At 63.7% G+C, this 25,504-nt stretch carries 12 protein-coding genes; 4 read left to right on the forward strand and 8 right to left on the reverse strand.

Annotated features, from left to right (window positions below; all coding sequences use genetic code 11):
• Positions 1-90 precede the first annotated feature (90 nt).
• The 3 genes from K2Y42_RS16760 to K2Y42_RS16770 all read right to left on the reverse strand — a co-directional run bounded on the left by K2Y42_RS16760 (position 91) and on the right by K2Y42_RS16770 (position 3,446).
• Positions 91-1,476: an undecaprenyl-phosphate glucose phosphotransferase gene (locus K2Y42_RS16760; RefSeq protein WP_291154557.1), complete on the reverse strand. Its 1,386-nt coding sequence runs from the start codon at positions 1,474-1,476 to the stop codon at positions 91-93.
• Positions 1,477-1,889: 413 nt separating this feature from the next.
• Positions 1,890-2,531, reverse strand: a complete 642-nt coding sequence (locus K2Y42_RS16765; RefSeq protein WP_291154558.1) for an NAD(P)-binding domain-containing protein — start codon at positions 2,529-2,531, stop codon at positions 1,890-1,892.
• Between the two features lie 111 nt (positions 2,532-2,642).
• Complete coding sequence (locus K2Y42_RS16770; RefSeq protein ID WP_291154559.1) at positions 2,643-3,446, reverse strand: aldo/keto reductase; 804 nt, start codon at positions 3,444-3,446, stop codon at positions 2,643-2,645.
• A gap of 350 nt (positions 3,447-3,796) precedes the next feature.
• On the opposite strand from K2Y42_RS16770, the gene K2Y42_RS16775 reads away from it, so the two are divergent.
• The 4 genes from K2Y42_RS16775 (at position 3,797) to K2Y42_RS16790 (ending at position 13,390) form a co-directional block, all read left to right on the forward strand.
• Positions 3,797-8,458 (forward strand): MupA/Atu3671 family FMN-dependent luciferase-like monooxygenase, encoded by a 4,662-nt coding sequence (locus tag K2Y42_RS16775; protein WP_291154560.1) that lies wholly within the window; start codon positions 3,797-3,799, stop codon positions 8,456-8,458.
• Positions 8,459-8,538: 80 nt separating this feature from the next.
• Entirely contained in the window at positions 8,539-9,186 is a 648-nt protein-coding gene (locus K2Y42_RS16780; protein ID WP_291154562.1) for a class I SAM-dependent methyltransferase, read from the forward strand.
• Between the two features lie 114 nt (positions 9,187-9,300).
• Complete coding sequence (locus K2Y42_RS16785) at positions 9,301-12,015, forward strand: glycoside hydrolase family 9 protein (RefSeq protein ID WP_291154564.1); 2,715 nt, start codon at positions 9,301-9,303, stop codon at positions 12,013-12,015.
• Positions 12,016-12,025: 10 nt separating this feature from the next.
• Positions 12,026-13,390, forward strand: a complete 1,365-nt coding sequence (locus K2Y42_RS16790) for an O-antigen ligase family protein (protein ID WP_291154566.1) — start codon at positions 12,026-12,028, stop codon at positions 13,388-13,390.
• Here K2Y42_RS16790 and K2Y42_RS16795 read toward each other — a convergent pair.
• From K2Y42_RS16795 to K2Y42_RS16815, 5 genes are all read right to left on the reverse strand, one after another.
• Positions 13,375-14,562, reverse strand: coding sequence for a hypothetical protein (locus K2Y42_RS16795; RefSeq protein WP_291154567.1), 1,188 nt, complete (start codon positions 14,560-14,562; stop codon positions 13,375-13,377). The genes K2Y42_RS16790 and K2Y42_RS16795 overlap by 16 nt on opposite strands.
• Before the next feature lie 8 nt (positions 14,563-14,570).
• Complete coding sequence (locus K2Y42_RS16800) at positions 14,571-15,800, reverse strand: glycosyltransferase (protein ID WP_291154568.1); 1,230 nt, start codon at positions 15,798-15,800, stop codon at positions 14,571-14,573.
• Between the two features lie 37 nt (positions 15,801-15,837).
• Positions 15,838-16,851 (reverse strand): glycosyltransferase family A protein, encoded by a 1,014-nt coding sequence (locus tag K2Y42_RS16805; RefSeq protein WP_291154570.1) that lies wholly within the window; start codon positions 16,849-16,851, stop codon positions 15,838-15,840.
• 74 nt (positions 16,852-16,925) lie between these two features.
• A complete protein-coding gene (asnB, locus tag K2Y42_RS16810; protein WP_291154571.1) occupies positions 16,926-18,881 on the reverse strand; it encodes an asparagine synthase (glutamine-hydrolyzing) in 1,956 nt (651 codons plus the stop codon).
• Between the two features lie 52 nt (positions 18,882-18,933).
• Positions 18,934-25,401, reverse strand: a complete 6,468-nt coding sequence (locus K2Y42_RS16815) for a type I polyketide synthase (RefSeq protein ID WP_291154573.1) — start codon at positions 25,399-25,401, stop codon at positions 18,934-18,936.
• Between the last annotated feature and the right edge of the window lie 103 nt (positions 25,402-25,504).

Consider the following 25,504-nt stretch of genomic DNA (forward strand, 5'->3'; position numbering starts at 1 on the left):
CTGTTCTGGGGTCGGCACATCGCCGCCAGGACATGCTACTGGATCTGGCGACGGAGCACATCAAGTCTGTGCCGCCGTCGCCGGAGTTGGCTAATACGCGCCGCGCAGAGTGGTCGTGACGGTTCGCGCCAGGATCTCGATGTCGAGCCAGATCGACCAGTTGTCGATGTAGTAGAGGTCGTACTCCATTCGCTTCTCGACGCTCTGAAGCGTCGTCGTCTCGCCGCGGCAACCGTTAACCTGTGCCCATCCGGTTATGCCCGGAAGCACGCGGCGGCGCAGAGAGAAGAGGTCGAGGCGGGCCTCGAAGCTTTCCTCGTGAACGAGCGCATGCGGCCGCGGGCCGACCAGCGACATGTCGCCGATCAGCACGTTAATGAGCTGCGGCAACTCGTCGATGCTGCTGGCGCGCAGGAAGCGTCCAACGCGCGTGACGCGGGCGTCGTGGCGAACGGCCTGGTCGACACGGTCGCCGTCTTCCGCCACGTGCATGGTCCGGAACTTGAAGATCCGGAACACCTGATTGTTGCGGCCATATCGACGCTGCAGGAAGAACACGGGGCCGGGGCTGTCGAGCTTGATCAGAAGCGCGACAATGAGCATGAGCGGCAGGATCGTCACGAGGCCGAAGGTGGCCAGGACGACGTCGAAAATGCGCTTTTCGAGTCGGTCCGTTTCGGCCGCTGGCACGGGGCTCGCGACTTCCGCACGGAAGCGGCCAATCGCCTTCGAGCCATGCACGGGCACGGGATAGGAGCGCGGCTCGGTGCAGAGAAGGATTTCCTGCGAATACGGCGCGAGCTGCCGGAGCGCTGCCCGGATTCGCAATTGATCGGTGGCCGGCATCGCGATGACGACCTGCTCGATCCCGCGCGTCCGCATCTGGTTTTTCAGAGCAAGAATGGCGGCCATGTCGGTTTCGGGGTCGCCTGCTTCTCGCGTCGGCAGGCACGCGACCGTAATGGCGAGGCTGGGGGACTCTTTTTCCAGCTCGGCCTTGATCGTATCGGTGAACTCGGCGGTGCCGATGAGCGCTACGTTACGCCTTAGGCGCCCGGCCATCGTGAGAGCCCGGAGGCTTCGCTTGCAGCACCAGCGGATCAGAACGAGCGCGGTGGCGCTGAACACGAACCAGATCAGAAACCAGCCGCGAGAATAGTCTTCCGCGACCTTCGATAGGTACATGCCACCGAGGAGGGTCAGAAACGACAGCGAGAGTGCGGTCGCAACGCGGTCAAGAGAGAGAGTCGGCCCGGTGAGCGAGCTGATGCTGTGCAGGCCGAACTGCTTGAACGCGTAATGGACAATCAGTGCGAGAATGCACGATGGGACCAAATACATGACGTGGGCCTGGGATACGCCCAGGCCGAAATCGATGTACAGAATCTTTGCTGCTCCAGCGGCAAGGATGATTGCCGCCGAGTTCGATATCGCGAGGAGCTGTAGGCAACGTCGCTCTATAGCTGAAGAGAGCAAACGCCCCCTGCCGACTTCTAACCCAAAAATTTCAGGTGAGTCGGAAACCGCACTTCGCCACATAGTGCACTCAAAATTACGAGTAAATTAACAGTTGCTTACTATACGGCAAACGCCATGCGTTAGGAAAGCGTTAATTGTGATCAAGAGTGAGACATCGTGCCCTGATGCTTAATCGGCGATCGTCACAATTTCGCCGTGTACGGACTCATGAAGCCGCTTTCGCGACTCGTCGCGCGCGACGCTGACACGCGCGGATCCTGATGCATTCGTCATAGCGGAAGCGGTGTATGCGATCGCAGTCAGTCGCGGCGCGGGCCTGCCGGTGAGTGCGCGACGCATTCAAGACGCGTATGACGCGTGTGCGACACTTCACGAGATGCGAGATTGCGAAGACGTGCGGTCGATGATCTTCAGCGAAGCACGTTATGAAGCTTCGGCCTGCGAATATGATCCGCTTTGATCAGGTCCAGCCCCGCGAGGACGCCGCCCGGATACTGGATCAGCCGGCTTCCCTCACGCAGAGATCCGAGATCGACGCCGAGGAATCCGAGTTCGTCGATCAGCGCGGCCACGTCTGCTTTTGCGTGCTTGTCGTCGCCCGCATAAAACTGAACGCGCTTGTGTCCGTCGAGCTGCGTATGGGCCACCATCTGGTGGGGCTGAAGATAGTTGAAGGCCTTCACAATGCGCGCATCCGGCGCGAGCTGGGCGACGACCTCACTCGAGAACAGTGGATGAACCGAATGGATGAGCGGGGTTTCGACCGGATTGTTGGCGTCGATGACAATCCGGTTCTTCCAAGCGGGCAGGCCGGCGAACGCGGTGGGCAGCTTTGACCAGGGCACGGCCACCAGCACGATATCGGCGGACGCCGCTTCGTCGCGGTCGACCGGGGTGATGAGCGGCTGTAGCTCGCCGAGCGCGGACGTGAGCGACAGGGGATCGCGGCTGTTTGCGATTTTTGCCCTGATGCCGGCGCTGAAGAGAGCATGTGCGAAGGCTCGGCCAATCTTGCCAGCCCCGAGTATTCCGATGCTCATTCTCGCGCTCATTTGCTCAGTACTGCTTATAACCTACCGCAGCGATGTGACTGCGTAACTATGCGTTCGGGGTTTGCGGTTAATTGCGCCGTCGCTTGCGCTGGGCGGCCCGGCTTGCTGCTGCTAGACGCCTTCCGAGGACACAAGTGCGCGCAGGTTGTCAGGTTTCGTTGTCGAAACGAGGACAGTTCCGTTCGGCCGCCGGCTTAGCGCCTGGCTCAGGCGCTGGCCTGCATTCGAACCGGCTTGCCCGGCCGACCAGTACGTCTGGTCGCCGCCGCTGAGGGCGCCGTAGGTGATGTCGGGTGTGCGGGTTGCGTCCCATTCCGATTCACCGGCCTGCACGATCTCGCCGATCCCGGGGCTGGCATCGAGGGCAGAACGGACGCCCGCCCATTTGCCGGCGAGGCCGAAGCTTCGGATGAGACCGCGCGCGCGCAGGTCGATCAGTTCCGCCAGCAACGCGTCGGCTGTGCTCATCCGTTGGGCAGAGGGCTCATGTAGGAGCAGCAAGTCGATCCGGTCCGTGCCCAGACGCCGCAACGAAGCCTCGACGGACGACCGCAGTCCGTTCGCGGTGAGCGGCGGCATCTGCTGCGACCAAACTCCGGCCCGGCGGGCGATGGATCGCGCGGCGCGCAGTGGCGTCGCAAGGGCTGGCAGAGCAGCGAACAGCGGGTCTATCGGCAACCCGTACTTCGTCGCGATCACGATGCCGTCGCGACGGCCTTTTAGCATCAGGCCAAGCTCGGACTCGGCCAGGCCGTCGCCGTAGGAGGGCGCTGTATCGAAATGAACAATGCCAAGGTCGCGCGCGGTGGCCAGGAGGGCTTGGCGCTCGTTGCGCCCAATATAGTGCAGGCGAGAGGTACCGAACCCCAGGCGAGACGTTGTGAGGGCGCCGTTTCCGAGTTGAACAAGTCGCATGTTTTATCCGTGCTGGATCAGGCGTGCTGGATCGGGCGATCGCGTCGCCCTTCGGCGCGATTTGCGCCTTTAGGATCAGGTCGCCCATGCATGTCACGGGCCATGCTTCTGTGTGGCGGGTCTGGCGGCGAAGCCCCTGGACGCATCACCGCGCAATAACGTTAATGTCGGCGACTGCTCTCTTCGGACAATTCTGTACTAGGCCTTTCCAGTCATCTTAGCCATACCTAGGCAAAATTCACGGCGTGATCCCAGGGTGCCTGGACCAAATCGGCCATGGTGCAGATATTGCTTTAGTAATTTCACATGGCGGAAGACCCGCTGTCTAGCCACAAGCGAGGGGCTTGAAGATGCAGAGTGGCCAAATTTCTTGCGTGCTGATGGGGGACGGCTCGCTGCTGACGCAGTGTGGCAACCTGCTGCTCAACAGCGGTTCCTTCGCCATCGGGGCCGTCGTGACGGAGAACAGAGACGTCTCCGAATGGGCCGCGCAGCGTGGCCTTCCGGTGATCGCGAGTGCGGTGGCGATCCGCGACGGTCTGGCCGGCCTCTCGTTCGACTGGTTTTTCAGCATCGCCAATCTGCAGGTCGTGCCGAACCGTGTTTGGCAGGCGGCGAAGGCTGGGGCTGCCAACTTTCATGACGGCCCGCTGCCGAAGCATGCCGGTCTCAATGCGCCCGCGTGGGCGATCATGGCGGGCGACACCGACTTCGGCGTGACGTGGCATGCTCTGTCGGAGCGCATCGACGAGGGCGACATCTATGCCCAGGAGTTCTTCTCGATCGATGCCGACGAGACGTCGCTCACGATCAATCTCAAGTGCTTTGAAGCGGGGCTTGCGTCCTTCGCAACGCTGATCGCGGGCATCTCGGCCGGAACGCTTTCCGGCGCGCGGCAGGATTTGACGGGGCGCACGTATCACGCCCGGCGCGACCGCCCTTCCGCCGGAGGCACGATCGATTTTTCCGCGCCCGTTGAGGAGATCGGACGGCTGGCGCGCGCGCTGACCTTTGGCGACGGCTACGCCAATCCGCTGAGCCTGCCGAAGCTCCTCACGGCCGCTGGCGCCTTCAACGTCGTGTCGCTCGACGTCACGGCCGAGCCGGAGCGCGTGAGCTCGGTTGCGCCTGGAACTGTGATTTCGCTGGATGGATCCACTGCGTCGATCGCAGCGGCCGACGGAGTCGTGCGCATTAGCGCGCTCAGCGGCGCATCGGGAGCGCCGGTCGACATCCGGGACGTGCTGCGTTCCGGAGACGTTTTACCGTCGCTGGCGAGCCTCGATGCCGAGCAGCTCAACGCGGTGCTCCGAGATGTCGCCGGGCATGAGCCGTATTTTCTCAAGAGCCTTCAGAATTTCGCCGACGTCAGTTTGCCGGGGCTGGCGGACGCCGAGCCGAACTCCGCGCCTGCCTGGCAGGAGCTGGATCTCGCGTTGCCTGGTTCCGTCACGGGAACGCGCGCCGTGGCGGCGCTCGTGGCCGGGCTGTCGCGCATCAGCCAGCGCAACCGTGTCGATGTCTTCTTTGCAAACGATGCGGAGCGGCGCGTTCCGGCGGGCTATGTGGCGGAGAGCGCGCCTCTCAGTGTGTCCATTGGGTCCGACGAGACAGTCGCGGACAGTGCTGCTGCGGTCGCCACCGAAATCGAAGCGTTGCGGCGTCGTGTGGGATACGCGGCGGACCTCGCGAACCGGTCCCCAGGACTCGGCGTTCTCCGGTCCTCGGTTGCGATCCGGCTGGCGTCCGATCTCGCGTCGGCCCAGCCGCTTGCATCGTCCGGCGTGACGTTTGCCGTTGCAACGTCTGGCCCTGGCGTTCGTGTGTTCTTTGACGCATCTCGAATGAGTGGCGCGGCGGCCCAGGAGATGGTCCGGCGGCTTGCTCTCGTGGCGCATGGTTTCCTCGACGATGCGACGCCGGTTATGCAGCTTCCATTGCTCACGCGTGAAGAGTTCGACGAGCTGATCCACGCGCGCAATACGACGGCGCGGGAGTATGACCGCATCGCGCTCATCCATACCTTGATCGAGGCGCAGGCTGCGGCCACGCCGGATGCCGTGGCGCTGGTTTGCGGCACCGAGAGCCTCACCTATCGGGAGCTCGACGCCCGGGCCAATCGGGTCGCCGACTATCTCGTGACGCTTGGTGTCGGACCGGACGTTCTGGTCGGGCTCCACCTGCAGCGGTCTTGCGATCTCGTCGTGGGCGCTCTCGCCATTCTCAAGGCGGGCGGAGCTTACGTCCCTCTCGATCCCGCCTATCCCGCCGAGCGCATCGCCTACATGATCCAGGACAGCCGCCTGGCGACGCTGATCGTTGATGGGTCCGTGGCTCGTGAGGCGCTTCCCGGGGTGCGTCAGGTCACGATCGAACAGGCCCTTTCCGCTGCGCCGGCTGCACGTGCTTCGGTGCCGCGCGCTGAGCCGCACAATCTGGCCTACGTCATCTACACCTCGGGCTCGACCGGAAAGCCGAAGGGCGTGATGGTCGAGCACCGCAACGTCGTGAACTTCTTCTCGGGCATGGATGAGCGGATCCAGCGCCAGCCGGGCCAGCAGGGCGTGTGGCTGGCGGTCACCAGCCTGTCCTTCGACATTTCGGTTCTTGAGCTGTTCTGGACGCTTGCGCGCGGTTTCAAGGTCGTCGTGCAGTCGAAGGACCGGCATCAGACGCAAGGCAACGGCGCGGGCCTTTCCGGGCTCGCGACGAACATGGAGTTCGGGCTCTTCTATTGGGGCGACGACGATCGCCCCGGTTCGAAGAAGTACCAGCTTCTCCTCGATGGCGCGCGGTTCGCCGACGATCACGGGTTTACCTCCGTCTGGACGCCGGAGCGGCATTTCCACGCCTTCGGCGGTCCCTATCCGAACCCGGCGGTGACCGGCGCGGCGGTGGCTGCCGTCACGAAGAACGTCTCGATCCGCGCGGGCAGCTGCGTGCTGCCGCTCCATCATCCCGCGCGCGTTGCGGAAGACTGGTCGATTATCGACAACCTCAGCGATGGACGCGTGGCGCTCGCGTTTGCCTCGGGCTGGATGCCGGAAGATTTCATCCTGCGGCCGGAGAATGCGCCGCCGGCGAACAAGGCGGCGCTGTTCCGCGATGTGGAAGTCGTGCGCAAGCTCTGGCGGGGCGAAGCGGTTGGTTTCGATGCGCCGGGCGGCAAGACCGTGAACGTCACGACGCTGCCGCGGCCGGTCCAATCCGAACTGCCGGTCTGGATTACGACGGCCGGAAACCCGGAAACGTTCCGGGAAGCGGCGCGGCTCGGCGCGAATGTCCTCACGCATCTGCTCGGTCAATCGATCGAGGAGGTGGCCGAGAAGATCGCCGCTTATCGCGACGAGCTTCGCGTGAACGGGTTCGATCCCTCGCGCTTCAAAGTCACGATGATGCTGCATAGCCTCGTCGGCCGCGACCGCGAGGCGGTGCGGGAGCAGGCGCGCGGGCCGATGATCCGCTACCTGCGGAGCGCAGCTGCGCTGATCAAGCAGTATGCGTGGAGCTTCCCGGCGTTCAAGCGTCCGGCCAATCTGGAACGCGCGGCCGATATCGACCTGCGCAGCCTGCAGGATGACGAGATGGATGCGATCCTCGAATTCGCATTCATGCGCTACTTCGACGACAGCGGACTTTTCGGAACGGTCGAGGATGTTCAGGCCCGCGTTGTGCAGTTGAGCGCCATCGGTGTCGATGAAATTGCATGCCTTATCGATTTCGGCGTGCCGGCCGAGCTGGCGCTGGAGGCCTTGTTGCCATTGTCGGAGGTTGTCGCGGCCACCAAGGCGCGCGCCCCCGCAGTGCTCGCCAACGATGCCGCGTCGGCTCCAGCGCCCGACAGCGTTGGTGACCTGATCCGCATTCACGGTGTCAGCCACATGCAGTGCACGCCGTCGATGGCGTTGATGCTGACCGAGAACGACGACGATCGCGCGGCTCTGCGCAATCTGGCCCACCTCTATATCGGCGGCGAAGCCTTGCCGGGTGCGCTTGTCAAAAGTCTTCAATCGGCGACCGGCGCCAGTATCGAAAACATGTACGGGCCGACGGAAACGACGATCTGGTCCGCTACCGGCCCTGCCGCGGTTTCGGCCGGGAAAGTTCCGCTCGGGACAGCGATCGCCAACACGCAGCTCTACGTTCTCGACCGGAATTTGCAGCCTGTACCCGCCGGGTTCGAGGCGGAACTCTTCATCGGGGGCGACGGCGTCGTGCGCGGCTATCATGATCGTCCGGAGCTCACGGCGGAGCGCTTTATCGGCAATCCCTTCGTTGAGGGTGGCCGCCTCTATCGCACGGGCGACGTCGTTCGCATCGATGCGGACGGGGCCTTGCAGTTCATCGGCCGTGGCGACGAGCAGGTGAAGGTTCGCGGCCACCGCATCGAGCTTGGCGAGATCGAGGATCGCGTCGGCAGCCATCCGGGCGTCCATCAGGCCGTGGTCGTTGTGCGGGAGGATGTCGCGGGCGACGTTCGCATCTACGCCTACGTGCGCTTCAAGGCAGAGCCGGTTTCGAACGAAGATATGCGCGCATGGGTTCGCAGCTCTCTGCCGGACTTCATGATGCCGGCGCAGTTCATCGCGGTCGAGACGTTCCCGTTGACGCCGAACCTGAAGATCGATCGCAAGGCCCTGCCCAAACCCGGGCAGAGCGGGGCGGCGATCAGCGCGGCCGTCTACGAGGCCCCTACGAGCGATTTCGAGAAGCGCATCGCAGAGGTGTTCTTGCGCGTTCTCGGCGTTCCCCGGGTTGGCCTCAATGACAATTTCTTCAGCCTTGGCGGGCATTCTCTGCTCGCAGTTCAGGCCCACCGCGAGATCAAGACCGAGATCACGGACAAGCTGACGATCGTCGATCTCTATCGCTTCCCGACTGTCGCCGGGTTGGTCAACCATCTCAGCGACGCCGATGGCGCGAGCAATCACCTTGCCAAGATTGCGTCCCGCGCATCCAGCCGGCGGAACGCGCTTGCTGGTCGCCGTGGGATCGCGCCGTCAGACGCGTGACGTAAGTGAGTTCTGTTGGCGCTCGCGCGAAAGCGCGGGCGATCGTTTGCCACCAGTAGAATGTACGACGAGGATTAAGGATGTTCCGGCACGCACGACTGAAGCTCTACCAGCACTATCTGGGGCCGTATCAGGTCCGCGCTCGAAAGCTCCGCTCGGAGTGGTTCAAGACTGCGATCGGTCTCAAGCCGCACATGAAGATCATGGACCTAGGCGGAACTCCCCAGATGTGGGGTTTCATCGACATTCCGCTGGACATTACGCTTCTAAACCTCGTGCATTCCCCGACCTCTCAGGCCGAGGCCGATAGCATCCCGCGGCACAAGTTTACGTTCGTGAGCGGCGATGCGTGCAACCTCGATTTGCCGTCGAATAGCTTCGATGTGGTCTTCAGCAACAGCGTTATCGAGCACGTTGGAGATGAAACGAAGCGCGCGGCGTTTGCAGCGAACGTGCGTCGCCTCGCCAGGAAGCACTGGGTGCAGACACCCGCGAAGTACTTCCCGATCGAAGCGCACACGGGCATGCCGTTCTGGTGGTACTATCCGGAGAGCTGGCGGCAGGGCTTCATCAAGAGCTGGCGCACGCAGTTGCCGCCCTGGACGGAAATGATCGAAGGCACCACCCTGGTGAAACGCGATGAACTCGAGCGCCTTTTCCCTGATGCGGTGATCTGGCCCGAGCGTCACTTCGGTATCGTGAAATCATACGTTTCATATCGGTCCTAGACCGGGTTGCGGACGCGCGCGTCAGGATCGACAGATTGCGTGCACAGTTGGAGAGGTTCAGTGCGGCGGAGCGCCATCGGTAGATTTGTTGGGCTTTGCTCCGCGCTGTGTGCAATGGCATCTGTCGGTTGGGCTTCGGCCGCGACCGCGCAGACCGTGCACGAAGTCACGATCGCGACTCCCAACATGATTGCGATCGAGGTGCGTGACGCGCCGTTCGTTGCCGGGGGAATTGAGCCGCTGCCGGTTGCCAGCTCGCAGGAGCAGGGAACGTGGATCGATGTCGGCGGGCGCTGGGGGCGCGTCATCGGTCCCGGCAAAAACCACATGCGCATTTCCGATACGCCGCCGTCGCAGTACCTCGACCGGGCGCTCGTCGATGACGCGAGCGGCTATGGGCCGATTGACGGCGCGGCGGTGAAAGCGGTCTACCGGAAGTCGACGCCGTACGATTCCGGAATCTATCGTGGCGCCCAGGGCGAGACGATGACGGGCGCGAGCCTGAAGCACTACATCTACCTCGAGCTGTCGCAGCCTCTCTCCGAGGGATCGCATGCGATCAAGTGGCCCGGCGGCGTGCTTCCGGATACGGCGTTTCAGTATTCGCAGCGTACGACGCGCGCGATTGCCCTTCGCGCCAACCAGCATGGGCACAGGGCATCCGACGCGCGCAAAGTTGCGTTCTTGTCGCTTTGGGTTCCGGGAGGGGCAGACGAGGGCGCCGTCGATTTCCGCAAGTTCGGGCTCGACACGTTCGAAGTCTTGGATGACGCGGGCAAAGTCCGGTTCTCTTCCAAGATCACGCTTCGCATGGCACCGACCGACCCCGAGCCCGGAAACGGACTTGGCAAGCCGCTGCTCGACTATTTGAGCGCTTCGGGGCCGTCCGTCGAGATCACGAGCCTCGATACGCTACACGCGAACACGGCGACCGCGCCTGGGCACAAGTTTTCCAAGGGCCAGCGCATCTGGCTGGACGGCTTCGTCGCGCGGAACAAGAAATTCAACGGCTTTGCGACGGTCGGCGCCACGACTGCCGATACGTTCGAGCTTACTGATCTGGCGGGTGGTGGTCCGAGCCGCAACTCGCCGCGGCCAACCGCCTTTCCGGCCCATACCGCAAACCGTGCCGGGACTTACGTGTTTGAGCTCGATTACAGCGCTTGGGTCGACGCGCCGAGTGGCGCCTACCGCCTGCATGTTCCGGGCCTGGGCGTTTCGGACCCCTTTCATGTGCGCGACGATATCTGGCTCGCCGCGGCCCAGACATCGATCGGCGGGCTCTACAATCATCGCAGTGGCGTAGCGCTGGACGGGCGCTTCGGGTTTTCGCGGCCGGCCGGGTTTCGGCCCGGGCCGGACTTTGCCGTGAAGATCTCCGCCTTGCCACTTCCCTGGACAACGAACTCCAGCCTTGGGCGCCTCGCCGCGGATGTCGGCGCGCAGGCGCCCTGGATTACGGACGAGACGGCTCCGGATAGTTACTGGGGCGGCTATATGGATGCGGGTGACTGGGATCGCCGTATCGATCATCTCGACGTCAGCTCTCTGATGCTGGACGTGTATGAAAGTGCGCCCGCGGCCATGGCCGTGCCGCTCAAGATCCCGAAATCGAGCGAGGTGCTCGATCCAAATCTTTATGCCGAGATCGACGATCTGCCGGATGTCCTGCACGAGGCCGTGTGGTCGATCGACTTCTTCCGCCGGCTTCAGTTGCCCGACGGTAGCGTGCGGGGCGGCATCGAAAGCGGATCGCACCCGCTGCTGGGAGAGCCGAGCTTTCTCGAGCACTACACCGTTTATGCCTACGCACCCGATCCGATCTCGACCTATCGCTACGCGGCGGTTGCCGCGAAATTCGCGCACGTGCTGCAAGGTCTCGGAAAGACGCATCTTGCCGATGTCTACCGCGCGAGCGCGTTGCGTGCCTGGAACGCGGGCGCGGCCATGCGCACGACGCCGGTGGTCGAAGCGCAGGCGCGGAAGCTTGCCACCGCCAATAACGCTCTCGACAAGGCGGGCTTGGATCAGCTCGAGAAGCGCATCCAGAAAGCGACCGATGAGCATCGCGTTGCAGCTTCGGGTGCCCTCTATCGCCTCACGGGCGAAGACCAGTATCGCATCATCTTCGAAAAGGCGTGGGCGGGCGACGTCGAGCTTTACCAGCACAATGGGGACGGCGCCTGGGAGTACTACAAGGCGGATTTCCCATCCGCGGACGGCGCGCTGAAAAAGCGCATCGGCGACGCCATCGTGGCCGCCGCGCAGACCGTTGCTCAGGCTCAGGCTGAGATGGCCTATCCGGGCATGAAGCATCCGTTTGCGCCGCTTGGGTGGGGTCAGGGGCTGGCGCCAGACTATAACCAGACGCAGATGTTCATTCGCGCCCATCAGATCACCGGCGACAAGGACCTGTTGGGGACGATGCAGAACGCGTCCGCTCAGATCCTGGGCGCCAATCAGGTTGGGCTTAGCTTCACCACGGGGCTTGGCCTGCGGACGATCAAGCACCCGTTGCATGAAGATCACCGCGCAATGGGCGTCACCGTCCCTGATGGCATAACCGTCTACGGATGGGCGTCGCAGTTCACAACGGCGCACGACTGGATCTTCGGCCCTTACTGGTCGCCTTTGCCGCTGTCGGGTACGAAGGAGCACGCCGAGCAACGGCGCGTCTCGCCGGATCCGTTTGCGATGCCCCTCTTTGACTATCTGATCGAGCATCCCTTGCTGGTTATCCAGCAGGAGTACACGGTACAACAATCCATCGGCACGACCGCGGCGATGTGGCTTTATCTGCATGCGGCCGCCGGCAGAAAGAACCCGTGAGTAGGATGCGATGAAGTATCTCGCTCTCTGTATCGGCGTGCTTGCGCTCTGGCCGATCTACGTCGTTTTCAGATCCTACCCTTCCATGCGCAAGTATGTCTGGGTGGCTCTCGGCGTTTTGCCGTTCCTCTCGATTGTGCTGCCCTTTCTCGATGTCGCACTGATTTCCTGGGGTGACTTCTGGACCGGCTACGTGCCTGGGCTTCAGGTCACCGCGATCGACATCATCGCGGTGTTTCTCTTCTTTTCCGTTCGGAAGAACCCCACCTTCAAGTCGCTTCACGTGCTCTTCGGGCTCAACCTCGCAGCATTGACGCTGTCCATGCTGCAGGCCGACGAGCCGCTGGCCACCGGATTTGCGGTCTGGCAGTTCGTGCGCGTGTACTTCCTCGCGGTGTTGGTTGCGAAGGCCTGTACGGATGACGCCGTCGCGTACCAGCTGCTCAAGGGGCTTTCGCTGGGCTTGGCGATCCAGTTCATTGCCGTTATCTGGCAGAAATTCGGCCAGGGCATGGTTCAGCCGACGGGCACATTCGTGCACCAGAACACGCTTGGGCTCATCACGCATCTCGTGGTGTTTCCGAATTTCGCATTGCTGCTGGCGGGGCAGCGTCAGATCCAAAGCGGTGCGTCCGTGGCGATGGGTCTTGTGATCGCCGCGTTGATCGCGTCTCGCGGTGCGCTCGGCTTCACGGGCTTTGGGTTTTCGGCGACTTACCTGCTGTCGTTCGTCCGCAAGTGGTCTAAGCGCAAAGCGCTTCTCGGGCTGGCCGGCGTGTTCGCGGTTGCGGGGCTCGTGCCGATTGCGATGTCGTCCCTGGCGACCAGGTTCGATGCGGTGCCGCTGCTCGATGAGGAGTATGACGAGCGCGCGGCGTTCAACCGTACCGCGATTGCCATTCTCGAGGCCAATCCCTTGGGGATAGGCGCGAACCACTATTCCTATGTGGGCAAGAACTACGGCTATTCGGTTCGCTCGGGCGTGGCGCCGATCGAAGGCAGCCTCAACAACATCGTCCATAACGCCTATCTGCTCGCCGCGGCCGAGACAGGTTACTTCGGCTGCTTCTCCTTCACGTTGCTCATGATCTTCCCCATCGCGGTTGCCTTCAGATACGCGTGGGGTGTGCGTGGAAATCCATCAGGCGATCTGCTGCTTGGCCTGGGCGTCGCGATGACGACGGTGTGCTTCCATTCGCTCTTTGAATACATCGTCGTCATCAAAGAGGTGCAGTACGTGATGGCGATCGTCGTGGGCATGACGTTCGGCTTGGCCAAGCAAAGGGTGATGCGGCGCGGGCACGGTATGGTTTCGGCAGGCAGGCCCGCCGCACAGCCTCGCGCGGCAGGGGAGGCGGCCTATTCGCGCCGGTAGGCCGACGCGGAGAACGGATTTTTGGGGCTGTCGCTCGCGAACAGGGCCATCCACTGGGGCGCGATTTTCAGCTTCGTGTAGAGCGCGCCAAAGTAGCCGCGTTCAGGGCGCCATTGCACCGCGCCGGCATAGTTCAGGTACGTCCACATGAAAGAGCGGCGGACATAGGCCCGGCAATCGGCAAGTGACAGGACCGGGCTGGGCGGCTGAGCTGCAAAGTCAGCGGCCGTCTGCTGCAGAGCTTTGGCCTGCTCGGGCGAGACGTCGGCGGGGTGCCAGGCGCCTTGCGGCGACTGATTGAAGGTGTAAGCGAACACGACGAGAGCCATGTAGTAGCTGCCCAGCCGCGTGAGATGGACGTCGTCGGCAAGCAAGGTGTCGAGCGTTGCGCGCACGTCGCTCTGACTGATGCCGGGAATGCCTTCTCCTTGCGTTGCGCGTTCGATGAGGTAGGCGAGCGCCAGAGATGCGGGCAGCGACCGCATGCGGTCGTGTCTGCCTTTCGCGGCGGTTGCCTCGTTGATCCCTTCGACCACGCAACTCCAGACGGGCGCGGCCGCCCGCTCATAGGCAATCCAGTTCGCCGGATTGGACTTGTCATCCAGCGACAGCCACGGCTCGAAGAAGAACGTCACGCCATTCGGATTGCTACGGATGAAGCGATCGTGGAAATCGCGCAGGTTCTGCGCGGTGTCGTTCCATACGAGGGTGCCGAGAATGCTGTGCTGCTCGGTGATCAGCAGAACGTCGTAGGGCTGTGTGGGATGCTGCGCGGGCCGTTCGATTTCGGCCGTTGCATCGATGGGCTGGTTGGTGCGATCGACGCCCTTCTTGCCGGTCCCGCTGCGTGCCTGGATCGTGGAGCCTTCCAGGTACTGGCGGTTCCAGGATAGTGGGATCCCGAAGCCTGCGGCGATGGCCGCAAGGTCGCTCGGCAGCGGCTCGTTGGTCAGGCTATGTCCGGAAATGAAAATGGATTGGGGCTTTTGCACCGGCTTCTGAGCTCCCGCAACGGTGTCGTCAGTATTGGCCTCGGCGAGCGAGCCGCCCGACGCGACGCAGAGCAATGTTGCGGCCAGGAAGCGAATGCTCGGGCGCGCGCACTTCGCTTCAGCGGGCTTACGCTGCGCGTGCCGGCCGGAGAAAGGCGAGCGGGGCGCGATGTTCAGCATTCACTTGCTCACAGGTTTTGACGGATCAGGCCGGCGCGGTGACTGTAGACGGTTTGCTCATCGAAGCGCAGTCCGGATTGCGCGGCGGAGCCGATGAGGCGCGCCAGCGCGGGGCGATCCCGGTCGAGTGCAATGAGCTTTTCGGCGAGCGCGTCCGTCTCTCCGACGGGCACGAAGTCTCCGCCTCCGTCCTGGGATACTAGGTCTCGCGGATAGCCGCTTCCATAGCCAACGATGGGCGTGCCGCACACCAGTGCCTCGATGAGGCAGCGCGGCGACTCCGGTGTCTTGTGGCAGAACAGAAAGACATCGGACTGCTTCATGTGGTTGAGGATCTGAGTGCGGTCCGACATGAAGCCGGGCATCTGTACGCAGTCCGTCAGGTTCAGGTCCGCGGCGGCCTTTTTCATGCCCTCGAGCAGGGGGCCGTCGCCGAGCCAGGTGGCCGTGAACTTCACGCCGGCGTCGCGGATTTTCGCCAGGACGCCGAGCCAGTCGAACGGCCCCTTCATCTCGGCCGCGCGGCCGACGTAGGAGATCCGCAAGGGATCGCCGGCACGAACGCGCGCGATCTTGGCGTCGCGTTGGTCGGCGTCAATGAAATCCGCCTTGCTCGTGTGCGTGTCGTAAACGCAGAACGCGCGGTCGGAATAGGGCTTGTAGTGCTGGTAGCAGTCCATGCCCTGGAACAAGCCGAGGCGGCTGCGGCGTATCAGGGTCTGGTGGTATCGCTGCATGATCGGCAGCGACAGCGTCTCCTTCGCCCGCCGCTTGAAGGGCATGGTGTCGAGCTCGGAGCGAATGACCTCGTGCTCGACGCGGTCGAGCCAGACGCCATAGGCGCGACGCTGCTTGATGGCCTCGACCGCTGCCAGCGATGCCCAGTCGCCGACGAGGCATCCGAGCGTGAAGCAGAGGTAGCGGCTGCGCGCGATTTCGGCTGCGAGAAGCGCGCGCGTGCGCTTGTACTCCGAGATGAAGCCCGGAATGTCGTAGGCGCGGGGCAGGGTGATGAGATCCAGGCGGGATGCGCATGGCAGATCGGATATCGGGCGCCACCGCACCGTCGACAGGGCCGGTTCGTTGGCATCCTTGAGCTCAATGCCGGCGTAGGCCGTTCGCTCGAAATTCTCGCTCCATCGGATCAGGCCTTCGCAGGTCTGATCGTCGATGCACGGCTCGCCATCGATCGTCAAAATCGGAACGTGTGTTACGAGAAGGAGGCGATCTTCGATCATGTCACCTTACTCGCGGTTGAAGCGAGGCCCGGCTGCGTCATGACACCTGCGTCGCGCTGTTCTGCTGCGGCTCGGCGTGCTCGCGGCGCAGCCAGACTTCGCGCTGCTCGCTGTTCAGCCGTTCGGTTGCGCGCTTCTTGCCCATCAGGAGACACGAAATCTGATAGCGCCTCAGGAAGCGGCGCAGGTCGGCATCCGGATAGCGCGGCTTGCCCTTGAACATGGAGCCGAAGTAGCCCCACAGCATGCCGGCGCCGCCGACAACATAGGGCGGACGGGTCATGCGGAAGAGGCTGCTTGCGACCATGTACACGGGCGTCGTGCCCATGAACCACTGCCCTGCGCCGTGGCGCACGCGCCCTGTCCACCAGCTCTTGTGGCTGGAGCCCATGGGCCGCAGGTGATGGAACTGAATGGCCTCGTCGGTCCAGCTCCGGGCGATCCATCCGTGGTAGCGGCAGATGTGGCAATCGATTGCGTCCCACGTGAGTGCGCGGATGAAGCGGCCGGTCTCTTCCCAGGCGGAGCGGCGATAGAACTTGATCATGCCGACGGAGGTTTCTTCGCCGCATGCTTCGCTCACCTTGGCGCCGCCTGGGGAAAGAAAGTACGGAGAGCCGCTGCACGTTGCGATCCGGGGATCGGCATGCATGCGCCGGATGATTTCCTCGAAGTAGCCCGGCGGAATATCGAGATCGAGATCGAGTTTGCAGATGAACTCGAAGCTTTCCCATTCGTCCTGCGGGATCGAGTCCACACCCGCGTAGAACGCTTCCATGACGCCGGGGCCGACGCTGCGGACGCCACGGTCGTCCCGCCGGACGATGCGCAGGTATGGGAGCTGGCTGGCGTATTCCTGCAGGATTTGCGGCGTCGCGTCCGTCGAGCCGTCGTCTACGATCACCCAAAGCGCGGGCTTTACTGTCTGCGACTTGATGGACTCGAGCGTGCGGCGTGCGTAGTCGGCTTCGTCGCGGCAGGGCGTGATGAGGCAATAGCTTCCAGGGCGCATCGCAACGGGCGCCTTATCGCCGACATGCTCGGTTTGCATTGGCTGAGATCCTGAGGACGGTTCTTTGATTTTCGCGGTGGCTTGCATGTTGGGCTCGTGCGCTCTGTTCTCGGCTAGTGCAGTTTGATGGCGTGGCGGTCGCACCATCTCAGAAGAACGTAAAGGGCCCACACGCGGGACCAGAACACCTTGCTGCGACCGGATTGAAACGACTGCCAGAGATGCTCGACGGTCTCGCCGTCGAGGCCGATGTCCCGGCAGAGTTGCCGGTTGCGCATCGTGCCGTCCATCTCGGCGCCAAGGTTGCTGCGGATCCATCGATCGAACGGCATCTGGAAGCCGCTTTTCTTCCGTTCGAAGAGCGCTGGGTCCAGGCCCTCCAGTCCGATGTCGCGAAGGACCTGCTTTCGGCGCAGCGGGAAAAACCGAATGTCGTCCGGCAGGCGGGATATGACGTCGACGACTTCGGTGTCGACCAGCGGCAGGCGCGTTTCCAGCGAGACGGCCATGCTGGCCGCATCGGTGTCACGCAGGATGCGCTGCCCGAGAAAGAGCCGCTGCTCCAGATTGGCGATGGCGGCAAGCGCCGACCGGCCTTCAGACTCCTTTTCCAGCTCTTTGCGCAGCTCATTCGGCAAACCGATCGCGCCGCTTGGCTGCTCGCCGCTCTCGCCGAGGAGCGCGCTTTGGTATTCAGGGAGAAAGAGCGCATACGCGAGCTGATAGAGCTGCACCGTGTCGTCGGAGCAGGCCATCATCGACGGCAGCTTGGCCCACCGTGCCTGCGAGCCTACGGCGTCCGACTTTCGTTGCGCAACGCGGGCGATTCCGCGGGCAAGGGCGAGGCGCGCGCTCTTGGGCACGGCGCGCAACATGGACGCGATCGCTTGCAGGCGCGGCAGATCCCGAAAGGTCGTATAGCCGCCGAACAGCTCGTCGCCGCCCGCGCCGAGCAGGGCCACGGTGATGCCGGCCGAGCGCACGGCGCGGGAAATGTAGAAAGAGTTCAGGCCGTCGAACGTCGGCTGGTCCATGCTCTCCATCGCTTCGTCGAGCGTGGAGATGAAGCTTTGCTCGGTGAGCATGACTTCGCTGTGGTGCGTTCCGATGGCGCGCGCGATTTCCCTTGCGAACGGCCCCTCGTCGTACTCGCGTTCGGCAAAGGTCAGCGTGAAGGTTTCCACCCGGGTGGTGGATGCGCGCGCGGCCATGTTCGCGACCGACGAACTGTCGATGCCGCCGGACAGGAAGACACCCAGCGGCACATCGCTGGCGAGGTGCAGGGAGACGCTCTCTTGGAGAGTGCGTCGGACATCCTGGACGGTGGCTGTTTTCGGAGCATCGCGGGAGGGCGCCTTCGAGAAGGCGTGCAACGGCCCGCTGTTCCCCTTGAGGTCGAACGTGATGAGGTTGCCAGCTGGCAGCAGCTCTACGCCTTCGACGATCGTTTCGGGGCCGGGGACGAAGCCATTCCATATGAAATTGCGGGTTGCCGTGCGGCTCAGGCGCGGCGCATTCAACAGGCGCGCGGCGAGAACGGCCCGCACTTCGGATGCGAACAGGATCGACCATTCGCGGTCGGGATTTGGATCCGGGTTGCGGCAAATGTAGAGCGGCTTGATCCCGAGAGGATCGCGCGACAGGTTCAGCGTCTTGCGTGAGCCGTCCCAGTGCGCCACGGCAAACATGCCCCTCAGAGAGCTAAGTGCATCGGTGCCGTGGACGGCCAGTGCGCGGAGAAGAACTTCGGTGTCGCCGCTGCTGGAGAATGTCTGCCCTTGGTCCTGCAACCTGCTTCTGAGGTCGACGTAATTGTAGATCTCGCCATTGAAAACGAGAGTGTGCTCCGGCCGGGCGCCGTCGGTCATCGGCTGTGCTGCCGCGTTCGAGAGGTCAAGCACGGACAACCGCCGATGCGCGAGAAGCACTCCGTTGCCGTCGCCTTCCGGTGACGTCTCGAAGAACCCTTCGCCGTTCGGGCCACGATGGGCGAGCGCTGCCGACATCAGCCTGACGGCCTGCCGATTACCCTCGGTTATGCGGCCAATCAGGCCGGCGATGCCACACACGTCTCGAATCCATTCGTTGTTGCGCGGGATGCAGGCTCCGCGTGCGGTCCACTCAAACCAGCATGTCCTCGGGAATCTTGACGCTCTTGTCGGTGCGGCGCTTGCGCAGTGCTTCGTTCAGATGGGCCGCGAGCAGGCGGACGTTGGGTTCGAGAACCATGGCGTCGTGGTCGCCGGAGACCTCCTTGATCGTCAGAGACGTGACGTAAGGAGACCACCCGTTGTCGGCTTTCAAAAGGTTGCGCGTGGCGTGCAGCAGGCGGCCGTCGCGCAGTTTGTAGGTGACTTCGAGCTTGGGCCGCAGCAACAGCACCGGGCCATCGTAGGGGCGCGCACGGTAGCGTCCGAGCGCGCGCCGGAAGGCCGCTTCAATCTTCTCGTTATGAAATTCTTCCGGCGCGTGCTCCGCCTGGGTGCGAGACTTTCTGAACCTCGCCAGTTCCCATTCGATACGCCTGCGCACCCACCGCCCGACGAAGGCGCCCTTGTCGCGGCGCATGTCCTGCAGCTTGATCGTGACTTTGTCTTCGAAGGTGATCGGCGTGTCTTCCGGATACGGCGTGTCGAGCAAGACGAGCAGGTCGACGCGCTCTCCCATGCTCTTCAGAATCTGCGCCATTTCGTAGGCCACCAATCCGCCGCCCGAAAAGCCGCTGAGGAGGTAGGGGCCGTGCGGTTGGACGGCGCGCACGTCCTTGAGATAGCTCGCGGCCATCTCCTCGAATGTCTCGTGCGGTTCCTGGTCTCCGTAGAGGCCCTGAGCCTGCAACCCGTAGACCGGGCGCTCGCGGCCGACCTGCAGCGCCAGGTGCCGCAAGTTGAGGATGTTGCCGAACATGCCCGCGCAGACGAACAGCGGCGTCGCGTGGGGATTACGCCCCGTGTGCATTTGGACGAGGTGCGTGGGATGGCTCGTCGTTTCGACGCTTGGCGCTTCGGATGCGGTTGCGGCATCCGGCTCGGCCTGGCGGGCGCCGCTGCGTTCGAGCAACTGGGCGCATTGCGCGATGGTCTGCGCGTCGAACAGCACGGAGATCGGAAAATCGACGGAGTACGTCTTCTTGATCATGCGGAACAGCCGCACGGCGACCAGCGAATGGCCGCCAAGATCGAAGAACGAGTCGTTGATGCCGATCTTGTCGATGCCGAGCAGCTCCGACCAGAAGCCGGCAAGCGTCTTTTCGATTTCGGTCGTCGGCGCGATAAACTCCGCCGTGATGTTGGGACGGTCGAGCCCGGACATGTTGCTCGTGGCGCGCTCGCCCGATTGTGCGGCGTTCTTCTGCAGAAGGTGCAGATCCATGGAGCTCACGACGATCTGCGGCAGGCCGGTGGCCACGGCGCGGCGAAGCGCTTCGCCGCCCTTCTCGGGGTCGATGCCTTGCTCGACCAGGGTCGCAAGCCGCGCCATTGCAGACGAAACCTCGCGCTCGGTATGGTCGCTGCCTTCGACGAGGACTGCGCCGTGCGTGTCGGTCAACGAGATCGCGCTCTCGCCGTCGGCCTTGAGGTGCTTGATCGTGAAGCCTTCGATGACCGCCACGACGTGGCCGGTCTCGTCGGTGAGCGTGACATCGAATGTCGCAAAGCCCTGGCCGAAATTTGCGTCCTTGGCGAGGGTCGCCACGCTCCAGACCGTTGCCGGCAGATCGCCGTAGAGGCGGACGGATCGATACTGGGCCGGAACCCAGAGCCCTGCGGCAGGGTCGTAGCCGGGGATCAGCTCCATTGCATATCCGGTCGCGATGTCGAGCAGGGCCGGATGGACGGCCAGGCCGCGCGCGATATCACGCCGGAAAGCGTCATCGAGCGCCAGGCGCGCGACGGCCACGTCCTGTCCGACGGACGTTTCGCGCAGGACTTGCCAGCGCGGTCCGAAGCGCAGGTGGCGATCCTGGGCGGCCGGCATCGCCCGTCCGCCGTCGCTCTTCATCTCGCTCTTGGTGCTCGCGACAACCATCTTGATGTCGACCGGTCGAGGGCGTTGTTCGCGTTCCCTCGACGCATTGGCCTCCGCGTGACGGAGCCAGGCGGGACCCTTCGGCGTGTTGACGAGGCTTTCGACGGCAAACCGAATTTGCTTGGCGTCGGGATTGGCGAGCACGCGGATTTTGCGCACGTCGCCGTCCGGGACATGCAGCGGCCGCAGGAACGTCAAGTCGCTGACGTGCACGGGGCCCTGGATGCCGTACTCGCGTGCGGCTTCGACGATCAGCTCGAGATAGCCGGTGCCGGGCCAGACGGCCTCGCCCGTGCGCAGCCGGTGCTCGTTCAGCAGCCAGTCCCGCGACGGGTCGGCGTGCAGCTCCAGCCAGTCGCTCGCGCCCTGGCGCGTGCGGTTTTCGAAGAGGGGTTGGGATACGGCCGTAACGGTTGCCTGCGGGGCGCCGCTTTCGGCGCTGTGCACCGCGCGGGCGGCAATGCCGACGTCACTCCACAAGCCCCAATGAATGGCCACCACCGACGTCTTGTTGTCCGTGCGGCTTTCGGCAAAGGCGTTGAGATAGGCGTTCGCGGCCACGTAGTCGACCTGGCCGGCCGGCGCGATGTCGGTGCTCGTGGACGAGAACAGAACGAAGACGTCGAGGTTTTCGTCCTTCAAGGCTTCGTCCAGTACGATCGTGCCTAGGACTTTCGGCGCAAGCACGTCTTCAATGCCGGCCGCCGTCTTGAGCTGAATGAGGTCGTCGTTGACGATGCCGGCAGCATGCAGCACGCCGTTCACCGTGCCGAACTTCGATTTGATCGTCGCGACGGCTTCGCGCATCATTTCAGGATTGGTGATGTCCGCGCGCACATAAAGAACGTCGCCGCCGGCGTTCTCAATGTCGCGTATTGCGGAGATCGCGCGTCCGACCGGGGATTTCTTCTCGCGCGCAATGAGCTCGTCGTTCCACGTCGCCCGATCGGGAAGCTCAAGGCGGCCGATGAGGGCGATGCGTGCCGAGAAGTTCTGCGCGAGATCGAGAGCGCAGCGGAGAGCCAGATCACCGAGGCCGCCGGTAATGAGATAAACGCCATGCTCGCGGAAGTGGCTGTCGCGCGGGCTCGCGGGGTCGAGCCGGACTTCGCGGTAAGCGCGAACCAGACGGCGTCCGTTGCGATAGATGATGATGTCGTTCGAGGGATTGGCGAAGATATCCTCGAGCAGAAGGTCCGCGACCCAGTCTTTCGACCAGTCGCGAGATTGCACGTGCGCGATCTCTTTGATCGCCTGCTCCGCGCGCGCAACGAGCGCGGATGTGCGGCGCAGCGCGGCCGACGGAATGTCGATCGTGCAGACCTTTACGTTGGGCATTTCCCGCGGCAGGACCTGCACCGGACCGAGCACGGTCGCCTTCTCGGGATAGGGGAGTCCTTCATCGCCGAGGCGCTGGGCGCCGTTGGTCAGAACCGTGATCGCAACGTTGCCTTCCACTTCGCCAAGCGCCTGGGCGAGACAGACCAGGCTGTAGAGGCCTCTCTCCTGATTGCGATGGAAGAAGCTGGAGCCGGGGCGGAAGCTCTCTTCGGCGGTCAGCAGCCAGGCGTGAATGATGCGGGTGGGGAACCTGCCGGTGGCGGCGAGATCCTTGAACAGCGCATCGTATCCTTGGCGGCCGAGCTCGGCACATAGAGTGTAACTGCCGTCCGTCCGTGCGGAGTAGGCATCGCCGTGCGTGACCGTCGTGACGAGACTACCCTTCGCACGCAGGGCGGTGACGATGCGCTCGCCGAAGCCGGTGTCGTCGAGGAAGATGAGATAGGACATTGGCCCGGCTTCCGCCGTTGCAGGCGCTTCCGGATAGGCGGGCTTCCAGACAGGCGCCCAGCCCCAGTTCGCCATGTCTTCCAGCTTGGAGGGCGTGACCTCTTCCGGCGCGGTGTCGGCAACGCGTTCGATAAAGTAGTGCTGGTGCTGGAAGGGATAGGACGGCAAGCGCACGCGGCGCGGTTCGGCGGCCTGCGACAGGCGCTCGATCGGCAGCGGCAGCCCCGTCGCCCATGCCCGCCCCAGTGCGGTGAGGAAATACAGATGGTCGTCCTCATGCTGCTCGGCATGCGGGAGCGTGCTGAGGGTCGCGTTGGCGTCGATGCCCTGCGCCTTTGCGAGCGAGGAGAGCGTTTTTCCGGGACCAGCCTCGATGTAGAGCAACGTCTGGGACGCGGCGAGTTTGCTCATGCCCTCGGAGAAGCGTACCGTCGACCGCAACTGGCGGACCCAATACAGCGGGTCGCACGCCTCGGCGGCCGTCATCTGGTCGCCGGTGAAGTTGGAGATGATGGGGATCTGCGGGGCTGAGAGCGCGGTCTGCCTCAGGAACGCTTCGAAGCGGCCGAGGATCGGCTCCAGCATGCGCGAGTGCGCGGCGATATTGATGGGCACGCGGGTGGCTTCGATGCCGTCGGCGGCCAGCGACTCGTGGAATGCCGCGAGCTCTTTTTCCGGGCCTGAGGCGACACACAACTCGGGCGCGTTGATCACTGCCAGATCGAGGGTATCGGGGAGGCGCGCGCGCAAGCTCTCGACGTCGATTTGCACGCTCAGCATGCCGCCGCCGGTGATCTCGTCGAAAAGCTCGCCGCGGAGCTGAACCAGGCGGACTGCCGATTGGAACGTCATGACCTGCGCGATGCAGGCGGCGGCGTATTCGCCCATCGAGTGGCCGATGAGCGCTACGGGCTTGATGTTCCAGCTCTGCAGCAGGCGTGCGAGGGCGACCTCGATGATGAGGATGGCCGGCAACTGCAGCGATGGCTTGAGGAGTTCCTTTGCCGCTTCGTCCTTGGGGACGGAGGAGCCGAGCCAAAGCTCGCGGATGCGTTTGCCGAGCGCTTCGGGGAGATAGGACAGTCCCTCGTCGACGGTCTTGGCGAAGATGGGCTCGTGCGCGTAAAGGCTGCGCCCCATGCCGGGGTATTGGGCGCCGCCGCCGGGGAACATCAGCACGGCGCCGCTCAGGCCTTCGATCGGCGTGTGAGTCGCGCCACGGCGCAGGTCGGGCTGGCCCAACGCCGCGATGGCGTCGTCGCGGTCGGCGACGGCCACGACGCGGCGATGCTTGAAGACGCGCCGTCCGTTTACGAGTGTGTGCGCGACGTCTTCAATGCGCAGGTCCGGCTTTGCTGCGAGATGCTTGGCAAGCCGCTCGCAGCTCTCGTCGAGCGCCTTGCGCGAGCGCGCGCTCGTGACGAGAATCTGAGGACCGGAGGAGGCCTTTCGCGTCTCGGCGCGCGTGGGCGCCTCTTCTACGATGGCGTGCGCGTTCGTGCCGCCAACGCCCAGCGAATTGATGCCGGCGCGCCGCGGCGTGGCCGTGCGCGGCCAGGGCAGCAGCTTGTCGGCGACGGCGAACGGGCTTGTGTCGAAATCGATTGCCGGATTGGGCGCCTCGTAACCGAGGCTCGGGGGGATTTCGTCGTTCTCGAGCGACAGCACCGCTTTGATCAGGCTGACGACGCCGGCAGCCGTGTCGAGATGGCCGATATTGGATTTTACGGAGCCGATCCGGCAGTAGCCACGCTTTTTGGTCGAGAGCTGGAAGGCCTGCGTCAGCGCGGCGACCTCGATCGGATCGCCGATGCTGGTGCCGGTGCCGTGGCATTCGACGTATTGGATCGTGTCTGCGGTCACGCCCGCGAGCGCCTGCGCCTCGACGACCGCTTCGGCCTGTCCCGTCACGCTGGGGGCGAGGTAGCTGACCTTGCCGGCGCCGTCGTTGTTTATGGCTGTCGCCCTGATCACGCCGCGGATCGGATCGCCATCGGCGAGTGCATCCTCCAGGCGCCGCAGCACGACGACACCGACGCCGCTGCCGAACACGGTGCCGGCTGCGCGATGATCGAACGCGCGGCAGTGCCCGTCCGGAGACAGGATCTCGCCTTCCTGGAACAGATAACCACGGCCATGCGGCAGTTCGATCGTGACGCCACCGGCAAGCGCCATGTCGCACTCGCCGTTGAGAAGGCTCTGGGCCGCGTAGTGGACCGCGACGAGCGACGTCGAGCACGCCGTCTGGACGTTGACGCTGGGCCCATGCAGATCAAAAATGTACGACGCGCGCGTCGCGAGGAAGTCCTTGTCGTTGCCCGTGTGGCGCAGCAGGAACATGCCGACCTGATCGACAAGCTGCCGGTTGCTGCAGACGTTGAAATAGAAGTAGCTGCCCATGCCGCAGCCGGCGAAGACGCCGACAGGGCCGGTGTTGCGCTCGGGGGGACGGGTTGCGTCCTCCATCGCTTCCCATGCGCACTCCAGGAACTGGCGATGCTGCGGGTCCATGATGGCGGCGTCTTTCGGGCTGAAGCCGAAAAACTCCGCATCGAAGTCCGCCATGCCGGGCAACCGGGCGGTTCGAGGCACGTAGTTCTTGCGCCGCGAACGATCCAGAGATTCGCCGGCAGCCGCGAGCTCCTCGGGCGAGCAATCCTCGATCGACTCCTTGCCCGCACGCAAGTTGTTCCAGAACTCTTCGGCGTTCTTGGCGCCGGGCACGCGCAGTGCCAGTCCGATAATCGCGATGTCGCTGGTGTTCGACACTTGTCCCACTTCGATCGTCGCCTGCAGCAGTTTGAAATGCTATCGCCGCGCTCGATCCCACAAATACAGGTTGAAATTGACAGTTACGTTGGTGTCGGCGGTC

This window comes from Hyphomicrobium sp. (genome assembly GCF_019744875.1).
GTDB lineage: Bacteria > Pseudomonadota > Alphaproteobacteria > Rhizobiales > Hyphomicrobiaceae > Hyphomicrobium_C.